13 protein-coding genes are annotated in these 16046 nt (G+C 69.3%); 10 read left to right on the top strand and 3 right to left on the bottom strand.

Annotation, left to right across the window (positions count from 1 at the left end):
• The first annotated feature begins 93 nt into the window (after positions 1–93).
• The 10 genes from AERO9AM_RS02290 to AERO9AM_RS02245 all read left to right on the top strand — a co-directional run bounded on the left by AERO9AM_RS02290 (position 94) and on the right by AERO9AM_RS02245 (position 13207).
• On the top strand, positions 94–1425 hold the full coding sequence (locus AERO9AM_RS02290) for an extracellular solute-binding protein (RefSeq protein ID WP_159574710.1): 1332 nt from the start codon (positions 94–96) through the stop codon (positions 1423–1425).
• Positions 1422–2375 carry a carbohydrate ABC transporter permease gene (locus AERO9AM_RS02285; RefSeq protein ID WP_159574709.1) on the top strand — a complete coding sequence of 318 codons (954 nt, stop codon included), beginning with the start codon at positions 1422–1424 and terminating at the stop codon, positions 2373–2375. Before AERO9AM_RS02290 ends, AERO9AM_RS02285 begins: the two co-directional genes overlap by 4 nt.
• Complete coding sequence (locus AERO9AM_RS02280) at positions 2372–3268, top strand: carbohydrate ABC transporter permease (protein WP_159574708.1); 897 nt, start codon at positions 2372–2374, stop codon at positions 3266–3268. Before AERO9AM_RS02285 ends, AERO9AM_RS02280 begins: the two co-directional genes overlap by 4 nt.
• A gap of 20 nt (positions 3269–3288) precedes the next feature.
• Positions 3289–4824, top strand: a complete 1536-nt coding sequence (gene arfA / locus AERO9AM_RS02275; RefSeq protein WP_159574707.1) for an arabinosylfuranosidase ArfA — start codon at positions 3289–3291, stop codon at positions 4822–4824.
• Between the two features lie 252 nt (positions 4825–5076).
• A complete protein-coding gene (locus AERO9AM_RS02270) occupies positions 5077–6336 on the top strand; it encodes an ABC transporter substrate-binding protein (protein WP_159574706.1) in 1260 nt (419 codons plus the stop codon).
• Between the two features lie 52 nt (positions 6337–6388).
• Positions 6389–7336 carry a carbohydrate ABC transporter permease gene (locus AERO9AM_RS02265; protein ID WP_201298561.1) on the top strand — a complete coding sequence of 316 codons (948 nt, stop codon included), beginning with the start codon at positions 6389–6391 and terminating at the stop codon, positions 7334–7336.
• Positions 7336–8232, top strand: coding sequence for a carbohydrate ABC transporter permease (locus AERO9AM_RS02260; RefSeq protein ID WP_159574705.1), 897 nt, complete (start codon positions 7336–7338; stop codon positions 8230–8232). Before AERO9AM_RS02265 ends, AERO9AM_RS02260 begins: the two co-directional genes overlap by 1 nt.
• A complete protein-coding gene (locus tag AERO9AM_RS02255) occupies positions 8229–9494 on the top strand; it encodes a family 1 glycosylhydrolase (RefSeq protein ID WP_159574704.1) in 1266 nt (421 codons plus the stop codon). Before AERO9AM_RS02260 ends, AERO9AM_RS02255 begins: the two co-directional genes overlap by 4 nt.
• 28 nt (positions 9495–9522) lie before the next feature.
• Positions 9523–11034: an arabinosylfuranosidase ArfA gene (gene arfA / locus AERO9AM_RS02250; RefSeq protein WP_159574703.1), complete on the top strand. Its 1512-nt coding sequence runs from the start codon at positions 9523–9525 to the stop codon at positions 11032–11034.
• A 70-nt stretch (positions 11035–11104) separates the two neighbouring features.
• Positions 11105–13207: an RICIN domain-containing protein gene (locus AERO9AM_RS02245; protein ID WP_159574702.1), complete on the top strand. Its 2103-nt coding sequence runs from the start codon at positions 11105–11107 to the stop codon at positions 13205–13207.
• Positions 13208–13296: 89 nt separating this feature from the next.
• Here the strand turns inward: AERO9AM_RS02245 and AERO9AM_RS02240 are convergent, their stop codons facing one another.
• From AERO9AM_RS02240 to AERO9AM_RS02230, 3 genes are all read right to left on the bottom strand, one after another.
• The gene (locus AERO9AM_RS02240; RefSeq protein ID WP_159574701.1) at positions 13297–14310 is read right to left on the bottom strand and encodes a LacI family DNA-binding transcriptional regulator; all 1014 of its coding nucleotides are present in this window, start codon (positions 14308–14310) and stop codon (positions 13297–13299) included.
• A 131-nt stretch (positions 14311–14441) separates the two neighbouring features.
• The gene (locus AERO9AM_RS02235) at positions 14442–14834 is read right to left on the bottom strand and encodes a nuclear transport factor 2 family protein (RefSeq protein WP_159574700.1); all 393 of its coding nucleotides are present in this window, start codon (positions 14832–14834) and stop codon (positions 14442–14444) included.
• A 35-nt stretch (positions 14835–14869) separates the two neighbouring features.
• Positions 14870–16030: an ROK family transcriptional regulator gene (locus AERO9AM_RS02230; RefSeq protein ID WP_159574699.1), complete on the bottom strand. Its 1161-nt coding sequence runs from the start codon at positions 16028–16030 to the stop codon at positions 14870–14872.
• Between the last annotated feature and the right edge of the window lie 16 nt (positions 16031–16046).

The following is a 16046-nucleotide window of genomic DNA, read 5'->3' as shown; positions in this document are numbered from 1 at the left end:
GGCCCGTGACCGGTCTCGGAAGGGGTGTTGCGCCGTTCATTTCATCGATGTAATGATGTCGGGGTTCCCCCGATCGTCCACGAAGGAGTGACGATGACCCCACCTCTCGATCTGAACCGGCGGCAGTTCCTCGGCGCCGCCGGACTCGCCGCCGGCGCGGCGCTGCTCGCCGGCTGCGCACCCGCCGCGGCCGCCACCGGGCCGCGCACGCTGCAGTTCTGGCATCTGCTGTCCGGCGGCGACGGCGTCACCATGTCGGGCCTGCTCGACGCGGCGAACGGCAAGCAGTCCACCTACAAGATCCGCCCCACGGTGCTCGCCTGGGGCACGCCCTACTACACGAAGCTCGCCATGGCCGCGGCCGGCGGCCGGGCGCCCGACGTCGCGATCATGCACGCCACGCGCGTGCTGGGCTGGGCGCCGGGCGGCCTGCTGGACACCTGGGACACGACGCGGCTGGCGGATCTCGGCGTGGACGGGTCGACGTTCCCGGACCCGATCTGGAAGAAGGGCGAGGTCGACGGGAAGCGCCTGAGCATCGCGCTCGACGCGCACCCCTTCGTGCTCATGTACAACACCGACATCTGCCGCAAGGCCGGCGTGCTCGACGCCGACGGCCGGCTGAAGGAGGCGACGAGCCCCGACGAGTTCCTCGCCATGGTCGACGCGGTCGCCGGCGTGACCGGCGGACACGGCCTCTCCTACGGATACCTCGGCGACGGCGCCCAGATGTGGCGCCTGTTCTACACGTTCTACTCGCAGCACGGCATCGAGATGGAGATGCCGCAGGGCGGTCCTGCGGTGATCGACAAGGATGCGGCCGTCGCGTCGCTGGAGTTCATGCAGAAGCTCCTCGACGGCAAGCGCGCGGCGAAGCAGGCCGATTACGGCACGGCCGTGGCGGAGTTCGCCGGCGGCAAGAGCGGCATGTTCCTCAGCGGCGTGTGGGAGCTGCGCACGATGCAGGCCGCGAAGATCCCCCTCGACATCGCGATGATCCCGCCCGTGTTCGGCACCCGCACCGCCTACGCCGACTCGCACTCGTTCGTGCTGCCGCATCAGTCGCACCCGGATGCCGCGAGCCGCGACCTCGTCTACCGCTTCGTGGCCGACCTGCTCAAGGGGTCCTACGGCTGGGCGGAGGCGGGGCACATCCCCGCGTACCTGCCGGTCACGGAGGCGCCGAAGTACGCGGACCTGCTGCCCCAGGCGCACTACGCGGAAGCCGCGAAATTCGTCCGCTACGACCCGCCCGCGTGGTTCACCGGATCCGGATCCAACTTCCAGGGCCAGTTCGGCGCCGCCGCGCAGCCCGCCCTTCTCGGCGGAGGCAGCGCCGCCGACGCCGTGTCCCGCTTCGAGGACGCCGTGAAGCGCTTCCTCTCCCAACCCAACCCCGCCGACCCGGAAGGAGCACGGAGATGACCACGACGGCTCCCACCACCACGACCATCGTCACCGGGCGCGCGGCGACCCGGGCCACCCGTCGGCACGCCGGCGGCGGCCAGCGCGGCGAGCAGCTGATCGGCTGGGCGTTCCTCGCGCCGTTCCTGATCGCGTTCGCCCTGTTCCTCGTCTGGCCCATCCTGCACGGCCTGTATCTGAGCTTCACCGATCAGTCCCTCACCGGATCCGGCGGCGGCTTCGTCGGCGTCGCGAACTACGTCGAGGCCCTCGGCGATCCCGTGATGTGGGGCGCGTTCGGCAACACGGTGTGGTTCACCCTGCTGTCGACGATCCCGCTCGTCGTGATCGCGCTGCTCATGGCGGTGCTCGTCGACCGGGGTCTTCCTGGCCAGTGGCTGTGGCGACTGTCGTTCTTCATGCCGTATCTGCTGGCCTCCACGGTCATCTCGCAGATCTGGATCTGGATCTTCAACCCGCAGATCGGCGCGGCGAACAACGTGCTGAAGGCCTTCGGTCTGGAGCCGATCGCCTGGCTGCAGGATCCGAAGGTCAACATGCTCGCGATCGTCATCGCCACGGTGTGGTGGACGGTGGGCTTCAACTTCCTGCTCTACCTCGCGGCGCTGCAGAACATCCCGCAGCAGCAGTACGAGGCGGCGTCACTGGACGGAGCCGGCGGCTGGCGGCAGTTCTGGTCGATCACGCTCCCCCAGCTGGGCCCTGCCACGACGCTCATCGCGCTGCTGCAGATCCTCGCGTCGCTCAAGCTGTTCGACCAGGCGTACCAGATGCTCGGCGGCCTCTCCAGCGACACCACCCGCTCGATCGTGCAGTACATCTACGAGACCGGCTTCGTCGGCTACCGCTTCGGCTATTCCGCCGCGATCTCCTACGTGTTCTTCGCGATCATCATCATCCTCGGCGTCGCGCAGGCGCTGATCACCCGTCGGCGGAAGGACGCCCGATGACCACTGCGACCCGCACCCTCGTCGCCCCGGGCGCCGCGCGCACCCGCACCCGCCGGCCGATCGGCCGCCGCTTCACCGTCCTGACCGTGCTCGCGTTCGCGGTGCTGCTGATCCTCGCGATCGGCTGGCTGCTGCCGTTCCTGTGGGCGGTCGCGACGGCGTTCAAGACCGAGACCGACGCCGCCTCCGGCGACCCCGGCTGGATCGGCGCGAGCGGCCCGACCGTGCAGGCGTTCTCCGCGATCCTCGCGCAGGGCAACGTGTACCTGTGGGCGTGGAACAGCCTGTGGACCGCGACCGCCGTGACCGTCCTCACGTTGACGATCTCGGCCCTGGCCGCCTACGCGTTCTCCCGGCTCGACTTCCGCGGGCGGAGGTGGCTGTTCGTCGTCATCATCGCCGCGATCGTGGTGCCACCGCAGGTGCTGATCATCCCGCTGTTCTACGAGATGCTCGCCTTCAACCTCGTCGACACGCACTGGGGCCTCATCCTGCCGCAGGTCGTGGCGCCGGCGATGGTGTTCATCCTGAAGCGGTTCTTCGACGCGATCCCGATCGAGCTCGAGGATGCGGCACGCGTCGACGGGGCCAGCAGGCTGCGGGTGTTCTGGTCGATCGTGCTGCCGCTCAGCCGCCCCATCCTCGCCTCGGTCGCGATCTTCGTGTTCATCGGCGCATGGAACAACTTCCTGTGGCCGTTCCTCGTGATCAACGACACCAGCCTGATGACGCTGCCGGTCGGCCTGCAGACCGTCATCAGCGCCTACGGCGTGCAGTACGCGCAGGTCATGGCCCAGGCCGTGCTGGCCGCGCTGCCGCTGATCATCGTGTTCCTCATCTTCCAGAAGCAGATCGTCAAGGGAGTCGCGACCAGCGGCTTCGGCGGTCAGTGACCCGACCCGAAAGGATCCCCATGGCCCACGCCCGCATCACCATCGCCCGCGACTTCACGATCGCCGAGGTCCCCCGCCGCCTGTTCGGCCAGTTCGTCGAGCACATGGGCCGCTGCGTGTACACCGGCATCTACGAGCCCGGGCATCCGGCGGCGGACGCGCGCGGGTTCCGCACCGATGTGCTCGAGCTCGTGCGCGAGCTGGGCCCGACGGTGGTCCGCTACCCCGGAGGCAACTTCGTCTCGGGCTATCGCTGGGAGGACGGCGTCGGCCCCGTCGCCGACCGCCCGGTGCGCATGGACGGCGCCTGGCACACCATCGAGACGAACGCGTTCGGCCTGCACGAGTTCATGGAGTGGTCCCGCGAGGCCGAGGTCGAGGTCATGGAGGCCATCAACCTCGGCACCCGCGGCGTCGAGGAGGCGCGTTCGCTCGTCGAGTACGCGAACCATCCCGGCGGCACGTACTGGTCGGACCTGCGCCGTCGCAACGGCGCCGAGGATCCGTTCGGCATCAAGCTGTGGTGCCTCGGCAACGAGCTGGACGGCCCGTGGCAGATCGGCCACAAGACCGCGCACGAGTACGGCCGGCTCGCGCAGGAGACCGCGAAGGCGATGCGGCTCGTGGACCCTGAGATCGAGCTGGTCGCGGTCGGATCCTCGAACCGGCAGATGCCCACCTTCGGCACCTGGGAGCACACCGTGCTCACGCACGCCTACGACCAGGTGGACTACATCTCGATGCACGCGTACTACCGGGAGCAGAGCGGAGATGCGGCGTCGTTCCTCGCCGAGGCCGTCGACATGGACGCGTTCATCGATGGCGTCGTCTCCACGATCGACGCGGTCAAGGCGGCCGGCAAGCACTCGAAGCAGGTGAACATCTCCTTCGACGAGTGGAACGTGTGGGACTTCGATCGGTTCAACGACGTCGAGGAGGGCGAGGTGGCCGCTGCCGGCTGGCGCGAGCATCCCCGCCTCATCGAGGACACGTACAACGTCACCGATGCCGTGGTGGTGGGCACGTTCCTGCACAGCCTGCTGCGGCACGGCGACCGGGTGAAGATCGCGAACCAGGCGCAGCTCGTCAACGTCATCGCGCCGATCCGCTCCGAGGAGGGCGGGCCCGCCTGGCGGCAGACGACGTTCTGGCCGTTCGCCCGGATGGCCCGGATGGCGCAGGGCCGGATCATGCGGCTTGCGGCCTCGTCCTCGAAGGGCGCGACGGAGAAGTACGGCGACGTGGACGAGGTGGATGCCGTCGCGACGTGGGACGAGGCGTCGGGCCGGCTCGCCCTGTTCATCGCGAACCGCTCGCTGGACTCGGAGGCGACCGTCGACCTCGATCTGCAGGGCCTGCGCGCGACGGCGGTCCGCTCGGCGGAGGTGCTCACGGTGCCGGAGGGCGGCGACCGGTTCACCGCGAACCTCGAGGAGACGCCGGACGCGGTCGGCCTGCGGTCGCTCGACGGCGTCGCCCTCGATGACGGCGCGGTGCGCCTGACCCTGCCTGCGCTGTCGTGGTCGGCGGTGGAGTTCGACGTGACGGTGGCGTAGGCGCACGGCCCCCGGACGAATACGGCCGCTCCCTTCACGGGGGCGGCCGTCTTCGTGCTTCCGGTCGGGGCGGGCTCTCCCCGCCGAGGGCGCTCGGGCGACACCCCGGGCGTCCGCGGAACCCTTTGCCGAAGCCGGGAGCCCCGAGCGTTGACGTACTCGATCGGCGTGTCTATACTCGGTTTACAACGTTGAAGTACAACGTTGTAAACCCGACCGATCAGAGGCGATCGGAATCACGAGAGGCATTCAATGAAGAAACTGCTTGCGGCCGCCGTGGCCGCCGCCGGCGTCACCGCGGCGCTGACCGGATGCTCCGGGTCCACCGGGGCCGATTCCTCCGGACCGGTGACGCTCACCTTCTGGCACGGATACACCGAAGCCGACGGCAAGGTGCTCGACCAGATCGTCCAGGACTTCAACAAGTCGCAGAAGGGCATCACGATCAAGACCGAGACCAAGACCTGGGCGGTCATCGGCGACACTCTGCTGCCTGCGCTTTCCGCCAAGACGGGTCCGGACATCGTCGCCCTGCCCGCGGAGAACCTGCCGGTCTACGCGGAGAAGGGAGCCTTCGCCAAGCTCGACGACTTCTACGCCAGCGACGCCGTCACGGGCGCCTCGCTCAACAAGAGCGCGGTCGAGATGGAGAAGATCGACGGCTCGTACTTCGGAATCCCCACGGGCTTCGTGCCGCTCTCGGTCATCTACAACAAGGCACTCTTCGACAAGGCGGGCATCACGTCCTTCCCGAAGTCGTGGGAGGAATGGGTCGCCGACGCGAAGAAGCTCACCATCGACGCCGACGGCGACGGCACGCCCGAGCAGTACGGCCTCGCGCTCCCCGATCACGCCACCGTCGCGAACGGCGTGTGGCCCACGCTGTTCTACGGCAACGGCGGCGGGATCGTGGATGGCGGCAAATCGGTGCTCGACTCGAGCGCGAACGCCGAGACGCTCTCCTACTGGGCGACCGCGGTGAAGGACGGCAAGATCTCTCCGACCGGCCTCGATGGCGTCGCCGCCGACAAGCTGTTCTCGTCCGGCAAGGCGGCCATGGAGATCGGCGGCCCCTGGATGGCGTCCGTGGCCACGGAGAACAAGATCGACTACGGCATCGCCGGCGTCCCCGCGGGTCCGAAGTCCGACGCCGTGTCGGCGATCGGCATCTCCGCCGCCGTGACGGCGCAGGCGGACTCCGCGAAGAAGGCAGCAGCCGAGAAGTTCTTCGCCTACTTCTTCACGAAGGACGTGGCGACCAAGTGGTCGCTGGGATCCGGCTGGCCGCCGCTGCGCAGCGACATCCCTGCCTCGGCCGTCTCGTCGAACCCCGTGGTCGCATCCCTCACCGAGCTCGCAGGCACAGCCCGCCCGCTTCTGCCCGGCGTGGCCGACAGCACGGACGTGCTCGCCGCGGTCGACGAAGCCACGCAGAAGTCTCTGACCGGCGGCGACCCCGCAGCCCTCCTCAAGTCCGCCTCCGCACAGGTGGCTCAGACGCTCGGCAAATGACCCACCCGGACGGCCGTCCGCCGCGACGGCCGTCCGGCCCACGAAAGCGATCATGACCTCTCCCACCCTCCCCGTCGCACCCCGACGCGCATACCGACCCCCGGCTCCGCTCGGCGGCCGCCCCCGGACTGCGCGGCGCAGCCCGATCGCACTCCTCTTCCTGCTCCCCGCCCTCGTCGTCCTCATCGCGTTCGTCGGCTGGCCGATGCTCTCGGCGCTGCGTCTCTCGTTCACGAACGCCAGCGGCTTCGGAGTCGAGGAGTGGGTCGGCCTCGAGAACTACGCGCGTGTCTTCACGGATCCGCGGATCCTGTCGACACTGGGCAACACTGCGCTCTACGCCGTGCTGTTCACTCCGACGGCGCTGGTCGCCGCGCTCCTGCTCGCCCTGCTCCTCGGCAACAGGCGGCTCCTCGGCCGCGGGTTCTTCCGCACCGCCTTCTTCCTCCCGTTCATCGTCTCCCTGGCAGTTGCGGCGTTCGCATGGACGTACCTGCTGGATCCGCAGGTCGGTCTGCTCAACTACTGGCTGCGCTCGATCGGCGTCCAGCTCGGAAACGTCCTTCAGGATCCCGCCCTCGCGATGCCCGCCGTCGTGCTCGTGGCGATCTGGAAGAGCTTCGGGTTCTACATGGTGATCTTCATCGCCGGCCTGCAGGAGATCCCGGAATCGCTCTACGAGGCCGCCAAGATCGACGGCGCAGGCGCATGGCGACGGTTCACGAACGTGACCCTTCCGCAGCTCAGCAACACCCTCGCGTTCGTCGTGACGTTCGCCATGATCGCCGCGCTCCAGGCCTTCGACCAGATCTACGTGATGACCGGGGGAGGCCCCTACCGCTCGACGCAGACGGTCGTGATGGAGATCTACCAGGAGGGCTTCAAGAAGCTCGACCTCGGCGGCGCGACCGCGCTGTCCTACGTGCTCCTCGCGGCGACCCTGATCCTCAGCCTGGTGCAGTTCCGCTTCTTCGGGCGCCGAGAGAAGGACAACCTCTGATGACCGCCCCCACCGCATCCGCATCCCGCGTCGCCCCCGCAACCGCAGCGCTGACACGTGCTCCCCGCCGCCGGGTGGGCCGTATCGCCAAGCGCTGGCTGCTGTTCCTGTCCGTGCTGGTGCTCGCGGCGCTCGTTCTCCTGCCGGTGCTGATCATCGTCTTCACCGCGTTCAAGCCGGCCGCGGAGATCAACGCCTACCCGCCGACGCTGCTCCCCGAGGCGTGGACACTCGACAACTTCGCCCGGATCTTCCGCGACCTGCCGTTCGGCCGTCTGTTCCTGAACAGCCTGCTCTTCGCAGGCGGGGTGACCCTGCTCGCACTCGTCTTCGACGCGCTCGCCGCCTACGCGCTCGCACGTCTCGACTTCCGCGGCAACCGGGTGCTGCTGGTCGTGATCGTGGCGAGTCTGATGATCCCGTTCCAGGCGACGCTCATCCCGGTCTACCAGCTGGTCGCCCAACTGGGCTGGGTGAACACTTTCGCCGGGCTCATCATCCCGCGCGCCGCCGATGCCTTCGGGATCTTCTTCCTGCGCCAGTTCTTCGTCTCGCTGCCGCGCGATCTCGACAATGCGGCCCGCATCGACGGCGCCGGCGAGTTCCGGATCTTCCTGAGCATCGTGCTGCCGAACGCCGTTCCGGCGATGCTGACGCTCGCCATCTTCACGTTCGTGAACAACTGGAACGACCTGCTGTGGCCCCTGGTGTTCACGACATCCCCCGAGATGGGGACCATCACCTCGGGACTCACTCTCCTCACCGGCCCGAGCGGGATCATCCCCTACGGCACGATGATGGCCGGCGCGCTCATCGCCGTGCTCCCGCTGGCCGTCATGTTCCTCATCATGCAGAGGCGCTTCATCGAGAGCGTCGCGACGACAGGACTCAAATGACGACGACGCAACCGCGCCGCTGGTTCCAGGACGGGCGCTTCCATCTCGGCCTTGGCATCGAGGACACGTTCGTGCCGCAGAGCCGCCCCGGTGAGCGTGCGATCGACGAATACGAGCTCACCGAGCACTATGAGCGCTTCGCGGAGGACTTCGCGCTCGCCGCGGGCGTCGGAGCGTCGGTGCTGCGCTGGGGCGTCCCCTGGTATCGGATCGCCCCCGCCGAAGGCGAGTGGGACTGGTCCTGGACGGATCGTGCGATCGAGGCGCTGCTCGCGCAGGGGCTGCGCCCCATCGTCGATCTGCTGCACTACGGCACGCCGCTCTGGCTCGACGGCCAGTTCGCCAATCCCGAGTATCCGCGCCACGTCGAGGAGTACGCGCGACGGTTCGCCGAGCGCTACGGAGATCGGGTGTTCGACTACACGCCCGTCAACGAGCCGGTGATCCACGCCCTGTTCTGCGGCGAATACGGATACTGGCCGCCGTATCTGCGCGGAGCCGAGGGGTTCGCCCAGATCGCGGCGAACCTCGCGCGCGGCTTCGTGCGCACCCAGAGGGCCGTGGCCGATACCATCGGCGATCGCGCGACGTTCGTGCACGTGGACGCCGCGATGAACTTCGTCGGCGACGACGAGGCTCCGGAGCATCGCGCCGAGGCGGAGCGCCTGCGTCACCAGGTGCACCTCGTCGAGGATCTCGTGACCGGGCGCGTCGACCAGGATCATCCCCTCCGAGGCCGGCTCTCGCCGGCCGTGACGGATGCCGAACTCGACTGGTTCCGCGGGCACGCGGTGCAGCCCGATGTCATGGGCGTCAACTACTACCCGCGCCATTCGACCGAGCTCTTCGAGGCGGGGGTGCACCACGGCGGCGGCTTCGCCGATCCTCGCCCCAGCGTCGACCGCGGCGTGCTCGGGCTGCGCGAAGCGCTCGAGACCTTCGCCCGGCGCTATCAGGTCCCCGTGATGGTCACCGAGACCTGTGTGACGGGAACCGTCGAGGAGCGCATCGCCTGGCTCGAAGACTCCCTGGGACTCGTCGCTCGCATGCGGGCGGAGGGCGCCGACGTCGTCGGCTACATCTGGTGGCCGCTCTTCGACATGTACGAGTGGACCTGGCGCCACTCCGATGCGCCTCGAGCCGACCACCTGTTGACCATGGGCCTGCACGATCTCGTCGAGTCGCCCGCAGGACTCCTGCGTGTGCCCAACCCGGTCGCCGACCGATTCCGCCGCTTCGCCGCCGACGCGGCCTCGTTCTGACCCTCTCACCCCTCTCACGGAAGCACGCATGAACAAGGCAAGCCTCTCCCTCCGTCCCTCCGCCGTGATCGGCGCCGTGGCTCCCCGCCTCTACGGATCCTTCGTGGAACACCTCGGCCGCGCCGTGTACGACGGCATCTACGAGCCCGGCCACCCGAGTGCGGACGCCGACGGATTCCGCACGGATGTGATCGAGCTGGTGAAGGAGCTCGGCGTCTCCGCCATCCGGTACCCGGGCGGCAACTTCGTCTCCGGCTTCAAATGGGAGGACTCGGTCGGCCCACGCGCGGAGCGCCCACGCCGCCTCGACCTCGCGTGGCACTCGACCGAGACGAACGAGATCGGCCTGCACGAGTTCCAGAGCTGGCTCGACAAGGTCGGCAGCGAGCTGATGCTCGCGGTCAACCTGGGTACCCGCGGCACCGCCGAGGCCCTCGAGCTCCTCGAGTACGCCAACCACCGCAGCGGAACCGCGCTCGCCGAGCAGCGCATCGCCAACGGCCGCACGCAGCCGTTCGACGTGCGCATGTGGTGCCTCGGCAACGAGATGGACGGCCCGTGGCAGGTCGGTCACAGCACCGCAGACGCCTACGGGACGCTCGCGGCCAAGACCGCCCAGGCCATGAAGATGGTCGATCCGGATCTCGAGCTCGTGGTGTGCGGATCGTCCAGTTCGTCGATGCCCACTTTCGGCGAATGGGAGAGGGTCACCCTCACCCACGCCTACGACGACGTCGACTACATCTCGTGCCACGCCTATTACGAGAACACCGGCGATCTGGGCAGCTTCCTCGCCTCGGGCGTCGACATGGACCACTTCATCCGCAGCGTCGTGGCCACCGCGGACCACGTGAAGGCCGTGAAGGGCAGCGAGAAGAGCATCGACATCTCGTTCGACGAGTGGAACATCTGGTACAACACCCGGTTCGAGCAGGTCGATCGGATCGCCGGCGTCGACAACTGGCCGATCGCGCCGCGGCTGCTCGAGGACGTGTATACGGTGTCGGACGCGGTCGTGTTCGGCAGCCTCCTCATCACCCTGCTCAAGCACGCCGACCGGGTCACGAGCGCCTCGCTCGCCCAGCTCGTGAACGTGATCGCGCCGATCATGACCGAGCCCGGAGGTCCCGCCTGGCGGCAGACGACGTTCTTCCCTTTCGCCGCCACCTCGGCGCACGGTCGCGGCGTCGCGCTCGACGTCGACGTCACGAGCGGCACGTACACGACGGAGAGGTTCGGGGAGGTCGCCCTCGTCGACGCGGTCGCCACGCACGATGCGCGAGCGGGCCGGTTCGCGGTCTACGCCGTGAACCGCGCCATGGACGCGCCCACGGAGCTCGCGATCGACCTGTCGGAGCTCGGCGACGCGTCCGCGCTCGAGGTGAGCGCCCGAGTGCTCGCCGACGCCGACCTCGACGCGGCGAACACGCTCGACGACCCCGATCGCGTCACGCTGACCGCATTGCCGTTCACCCGGGAGGACTCGATCCTGCGGCTCACGCTTCCGGCCGTGTCCTGGACCGAGATCCTGATCGGCTGAGCCCGCCCCTGCGGGTCATCGTCGTGCCCGCCCGCGCCCGCGGCCGGGTCATCTGGAGAGAGGAAAGAGCATGAGCATCTCCCCCCTCGGGGACTGGTCCCGCGCGCGACGAGGACGCATCGCGTTGATCGCGGCGAGCGCCGCCCTCATCGTCGGTGCGCTCACCGCCGCACCCGCACAGGCGGTGACGACGGGGAACGGGTCTCTCGTATACGCGCCGGCCGCGGGAACCTCCTTCAACCCGGAAGGAGGTCGCGCAGCCGGCACCACCTACGCGAAGAACGTCGTGCTGAAGAACAGCGGGAGCGCGAACGGCACGCAGATCGTGACGTTCGACCAGCTGGTGCTGGTCGGAGGCAAGCAGGTCTATCCGATCTACCGCAGCACCGATGACGGCGCCACGTGGACCCACGTGACGGACGTCGCGCCCAGCGCGACGTTCCCGACGCTGACGAGGACGGCGCAGCCGTTCCTCTACGAGGTCCCGCAGACGACCGGGTCGCTCGCCGCAGGCACGCTGCTGCTCGCGGGCATGATCATGCCCGAAGACCGGTCGAGCAGTCGCCTCGTCGTGTACAAGAGCACCGATCACGGTCTCTCCTGGTCTTACCTCAGCACGATCGACTCGGGTGGTCCCGCCGTCTACGACCCCTCGCCGTCGTCCACGACCAGCACGGTGTGGGAGCCGTCACTCATCGTCGACGGGCAGGGCGGTCTCGCCGCCTACTTCTCGGACGAGCGGCAGAAGTCCAGCGGCGTCCTGCAGGCCGTCTCGTACCGTCGCTCGACCGACGGCGGCCAGACCTGGGGAGCCCTCGTCAACGTCTCCGCGCCGACGAATCAGTCGGATCGCCCCGGCATGATCACCGTCACCAAGCTGCCGGATGGCCGCTACCTCGCCACCTACGAGGTCGTGAACCGCCCCTCGCAGACGAAGAACACGGCTCCCGTGTACTTCAAGACCTCGCCGGACGGACTGAACTGGTCTCCGACGACGAGCATCGGCACGCAGATCGCGCTCGCGAACGGCCGAGGGATCGGATCCTCGCCCTATGTCAAGTGGGTGCCTGCGGGAGGCCCGAAGGGCATGGTCGTCGTGGCGTCGAAATGGTCTCTCGATGCGACGGGGACCATCGACGGCGGCCAGAACTTCTACGTCAACTACAACCTGGGCGACGGCCCCTGGGAGCGGCTTCCGATGGCGGTCACCTACGACGGCCCCGATGCCGAGGGAGGCACGTTCAGCGGGTTCGCGCAGAGCATCGACTCCTCGGTCGACGGGCGCACGCTCTATCAGGCGACGAACGTGGAGAACCCCGCGACCACCTACAACGACATCCGTGTGGGATCCATCCCGCTCGATGCGCAGCAGTACGAGGCGGAGAAGGCCGCGCGCACCTCGGACACGTCGCTCGTGACCGACCCCGACGCCTCGAACGGCGGCAAGGTCGGCAACATCAACAACGCCGGCAGCACCGTGACCTTCACCGTGCACGTGCCGAACGCGGGCTCGTACGTCATGAACGTGCGCTACGACAACGGCACCGGCGCGGCATCGACGCACGGGGTGCGCGTGAACGGCGGATCGTCGGCCACGCTGAACTACCCGCCGACCGTCAACTGGGGCCGGTACGGATGGGCGCAGATGTCCGTCACGCTGAACGCCGGCGCCAACACCATCGCGTTCGCCAAGGGCACCTCGTACGCCGAGCTCGATGCGATCCAGCTCGCACAGGCCGGCGGACTGGACCCGCAGTTCCGGATCGCGAGCCGCACCAGCGGCAAATACCTCGAGATCGCCAGCGCGCTGACGACCGACGGGGCAGGGGCGGGCCAGTGGGGCGACACCGGCAACGCCACGCAGGTCTGGAATGTGCGCACGGTGGCCAACGGGCTCCAGCTCCTCAACGCCAACAGCGGCAAGCTGCTCGAGATCCCCGGCGCGCAGACCGCGGACGGCGTCCGCGCCGCGCAATGGGGCCCGACCGGGAACGCCACGCAGGTCTGGACGCCGAACACGTCGGGCGGCTACTGGACACTGACCAACGCCAATTCCAGAAAGCCGCTGGAGATCGCGGGAGGATCCACTGCGGACGGCGCCTTCGCGCAGCAGCGGACGGCTGACGGATCGGCTCAGCAGCAGTGGCGCCTGCTCCGCGAGGGCATCCAGTAGCAGGTGGACCTGAGGTGGGCGGCGTGCGTTCGCCGTCGCCCACCTCACGTTGCGCTCGGGCCGGTCTCGAGTTCCGCGGGCCTCACGGGTCAGCGTGCGGCGGGCGCGGACTCCCGCTCGAGGATGCGGAAGTCGGCGAGCAGCGTGCGCGGGGGGACGTCGACCTCGCCGCCGATCCGCTCGAGCAGCGTCTTCACCGCCGTCTTCGCGATCCAATCCCGGCCGGGGTCGACCGTGGTCAACGACGGGATGGAGTACTCCGCCTCGTCGAGTCCGTCGAAGCCGATCACGGCGACGTCCTCAGGCACGCGCCGCCCCGCCTCCTGGAGCACGCGCATGGCGCCGAGCGCGAGCGTGTCGTTGAGGCCGAACACCGCATCGAGTTCGACGCCGCGGGCGAGCAGCTCACGCATCGACAGCGCACCGTTCGCCCGGTGCCAGAAGGTCGTGTAGCCGATCAGGTCCTCGTCGAAGGGGATGCCGGCCTCTTCCAGCGCCTCCCGGTAGCCCTGCAGACGGAGCGCAGCGGATCCGATGATCTCGCCCTCGTGCGCACCGACCACGGCGATCCTGCGCCGGCCGGAGGCGAGCAGGTATGCGGTCGCCGCGCGGGCGGCCTCGACGTTGCGCATGGTGACGTGGTCGGTGGGCCCGTCGAAGATGCGCTCGCCGAGCAGCACCAGCGGATACGGCACCGCGAGGGCGGCAGCGTCCTCCTGCCCCATTCCGAGCGGGCTGAAGATGAGCCCGTCGGTGAGCTTGAGCCGCGGGCTGCGCAGCAGCTCCCGCTCGCGACCCGGATCCGCGCCGGTCTGCTCCACGAGCACCGAGACCCCGGACGCCTCCGCCGCCGCGATCACGGAGGCGGCGAGCTCGGCGAAGTACGCCAGCCCCAGATCGGGCAGGGCCAGGGCGATGGCGCCGGTGCGCCCGGAACGAAGACTGCGGGCGGTGAGGTTCGGCGTGTATCCGAGCTCCGCGATCGCGTCCTCCACGCGCTGCTTCGTCGCCGGACGGATGTGCGGGTAGTCGTTGATGACGTTGGACACCGTCTTGATGGACACGCCGGCCACCCGCGCCACGTCATGCAGCGTCACCGCCATGCGCACCCCCTGTCCACGGCGAGTCTACAACGTTGCAGACGCTTGCTTGCCACTGCCATCACCATAGCGTCGTCGCGCACCGCGGCTTCCTCGGCCGGACACCCTGGATGACGGGTGCTGGACCGTCCCCCTCAGGCGCTCTGCACGCCGCTGTCGGCGGCCGCGTCCGTCGCGCGGTACGTCCCGGCGCCGCGACGGACGAGCCCGTCCTCGCCGAGATGCAGGACCTCGGCGACCAGCCCGCCGACGTGATTGCGGTAGTGGATGACGATGACGCCGACCCCGGCGTACACGTCGACGACCTCGAACCGCAGATCCGGAATGCGCTCGAGACCGACCGCCCAGTAGGCGCGGATCGCTTCCTTGCCGCGCAGGATGCCGCCGCTCTCGGGGAGCAGCTGAGCGGCGATCGGCGAGGAGAACTCCGCGTCGTCGGCGAAGTGCGAGAGCACCGCGTCGAGGTCGTGAGCATTCCAGGCATCGACCCATTGCTGTACGAACTGATGCGCCTGTGCGAGATCCACGTTCTCCACGCTAGTGCCCGCGACGCGGGCCCGACTCAGCCGAGCGGATCCGCGAGCAGCCGCTCGAAGGCCGCGTCCGCGGCGCCGATCAGCAGCCGGTCCGCGCCGAGAGCGGCGGCGGAGATCTGCAGACCCTCGGCCGATGGGGCGAGCGCGCGACGCCGCACCTCGTCGTCGAAGGCCTCCGGATCCAGGTCCCGCAGGATCGCGAGGAAGCCGCCCAGCACGATCATCGCTGGGTTGAGCACGTTCACCGCGTTGCCGAGCGTGGCGGTGAGGATGCGGCGCTGCCGCGCGACCTCGGCGGCCGCCGCCGTCGCGCCGGAGCCGGCCAGCGTCGCCCGCAGCTCCTCGTCGTCCGGTGCGCCGAGACCCGTGGCCTGCACGAGGCGCGCACGGTTCACCTCGTCCTCCAGCACGCCGCCCTCCGCGCGCCGGTCCGCCGCGTCCGCGACGCTCGCGGCGGTCTGGCCCCACTCCCCCGCGTAGCCGCCGACACCGCCGATGAGCGTGCCGTGCAGGATGAGGCCGCCGCCGATGCCGCTCGCGCCGCCGTTCAGATACACCACGTCCTCGTGCTCCCTGGCCGCCCCGAACAGCCGCTCGGCACGGGCACCGAACGAGGCGTCGTTGCCCACGACGACGGCCACGCCCAGAGCGGCGCGGAGCGGCCCCGCGATGTCGGCGTCGCGCCACAGCAGGTGCGGGGCGAACCGCACCAGGCCGTCCGACGCGCGCACGAGGCCGGGCACGGCGACGCCGACGCCCTCGAGGCGGCACTCGCGCAGCGCACCGTCGCGCCACCCGCCCACGACGCCGGCGACGATCTCGACGACGTCTGCGACCTCCGGCTGCTCGACCGGGATCCGCACGCGCTCCCGCACCGCACCGCCCAGCGAGACCGCGCCGATCTCGACGGCGTCGATCTCGGGGTTGACGCCGATCGCGACCACATCGGGGCTCGGCACGACGACCGGCGACGGACGCCCGACCCGCCGCGTCGGGTCGGGCTCGTGCTCCTCGACGAGCCCCGCCTCCACCAGACGCCCGACCAGATCGGACACGGTGGAGCGGTTCAGCCCGGTCTCCCCGGTGATGACGGCGCGCGACCGCGGACCTGCGTGGTGCACGAGGCGCAGGACCTCGGCGAGATTGGTGCGCCGCACCCCTTCGACGGTCGTGGCGCGTTGGTTCATGCGTCGTCTCGCTTCC

Origin of the sequence: Microbacterium sp. 8M, assembly GCF_902506375.1 — a bacterium.
Classification (GTDB): domain Bacteria; phylum Actinomycetota; class Actinomycetes; order Actinomycetales; family Microbacteriaceae; genus Microbacterium.
The sequence above is the reverse complement of the archived record's forward strand: the minus strand, read 5'-3'. Positions and strand labels throughout refer to the sequence as shown.

Coding starts and splice junctions, on each gene's coding strand:
- AERO9AM_RS02290 (WP_159574710.1), top strand. CDS start 94: ATGACCCCACCTCTCGATCTGAACCGGCGGCAGTTCCTCGGCGCCGCC.
- AERO9AM_RS02285 (WP_159574709.1), top strand. CDS start 1,422: ATGACCACGACGGCTCCCACCACCACGACCATCGTCACCGGGCGCGCG.
- AERO9AM_RS02280 (WP_159574708.1), top strand. CDS start 2,372: ATGACCACTGCGACCCGCACCCTCGTCGCCCCGGGCGCCGCGCGCACC.
- arfA (WP_159574707.1), top strand. CDS start 3,289: ATGGCCCACGCCCGCATCACCATCGCCCGCGACTTCACGATCGCCGAG.
- AERO9AM_RS02270 (WP_159574706.1), top strand. CDS start 5,077: ATGAAGAAACTGCTTGCGGCCGCCGTGGCCGCCGCCGGCGTCACCGCG.
- AERO9AM_RS02265 (WP_201298561.1), top strand. CDS start 6,389: ATGACCTCTCCCACCCTCCCCGTCGCACCCCGACGCGCATACCGACCC.
- AERO9AM_RS02260 (WP_159574705.1), top strand. CDS start 7,336: ATGACCGCCCCCACCGCATCCGCATCCCGCGTCGCCCCCGCAACCGCA.
- AERO9AM_RS02255 (WP_159574704.1), top strand. CDS start 8,229: ATGACGACGACGCAACCGCGCCGCTGGTTCCAGGACGGGCGCTTCCAT.
- arfA (WP_159574703.1), top strand. CDS start 9,523: ATGAACAAGGCAAGCCTCTCCCTCCGTCCCTCCGCCGTGATCGGCGCC.
- AERO9AM_RS02245 (WP_159574702.1), top strand. CDS start 11,105: ATGAGCATCTCCCCCCTCGGGGACTGGTCCCGCGCGCGACGAGGACGC.
- AERO9AM_RS02240 (WP_159574701.1), bottom strand. CDS start 14,310: ATGGCGGTGACGCTGCATGACGTGGCGCGGGTGGCCGGCGTGTCCATC.
- AERO9AM_RS02230 (WP_159574699.1), bottom strand. CDS start 16,030: ATGAACCAACGCGCCACGACCGTCGAAGGGGTGCGGCGCACCAATCTC.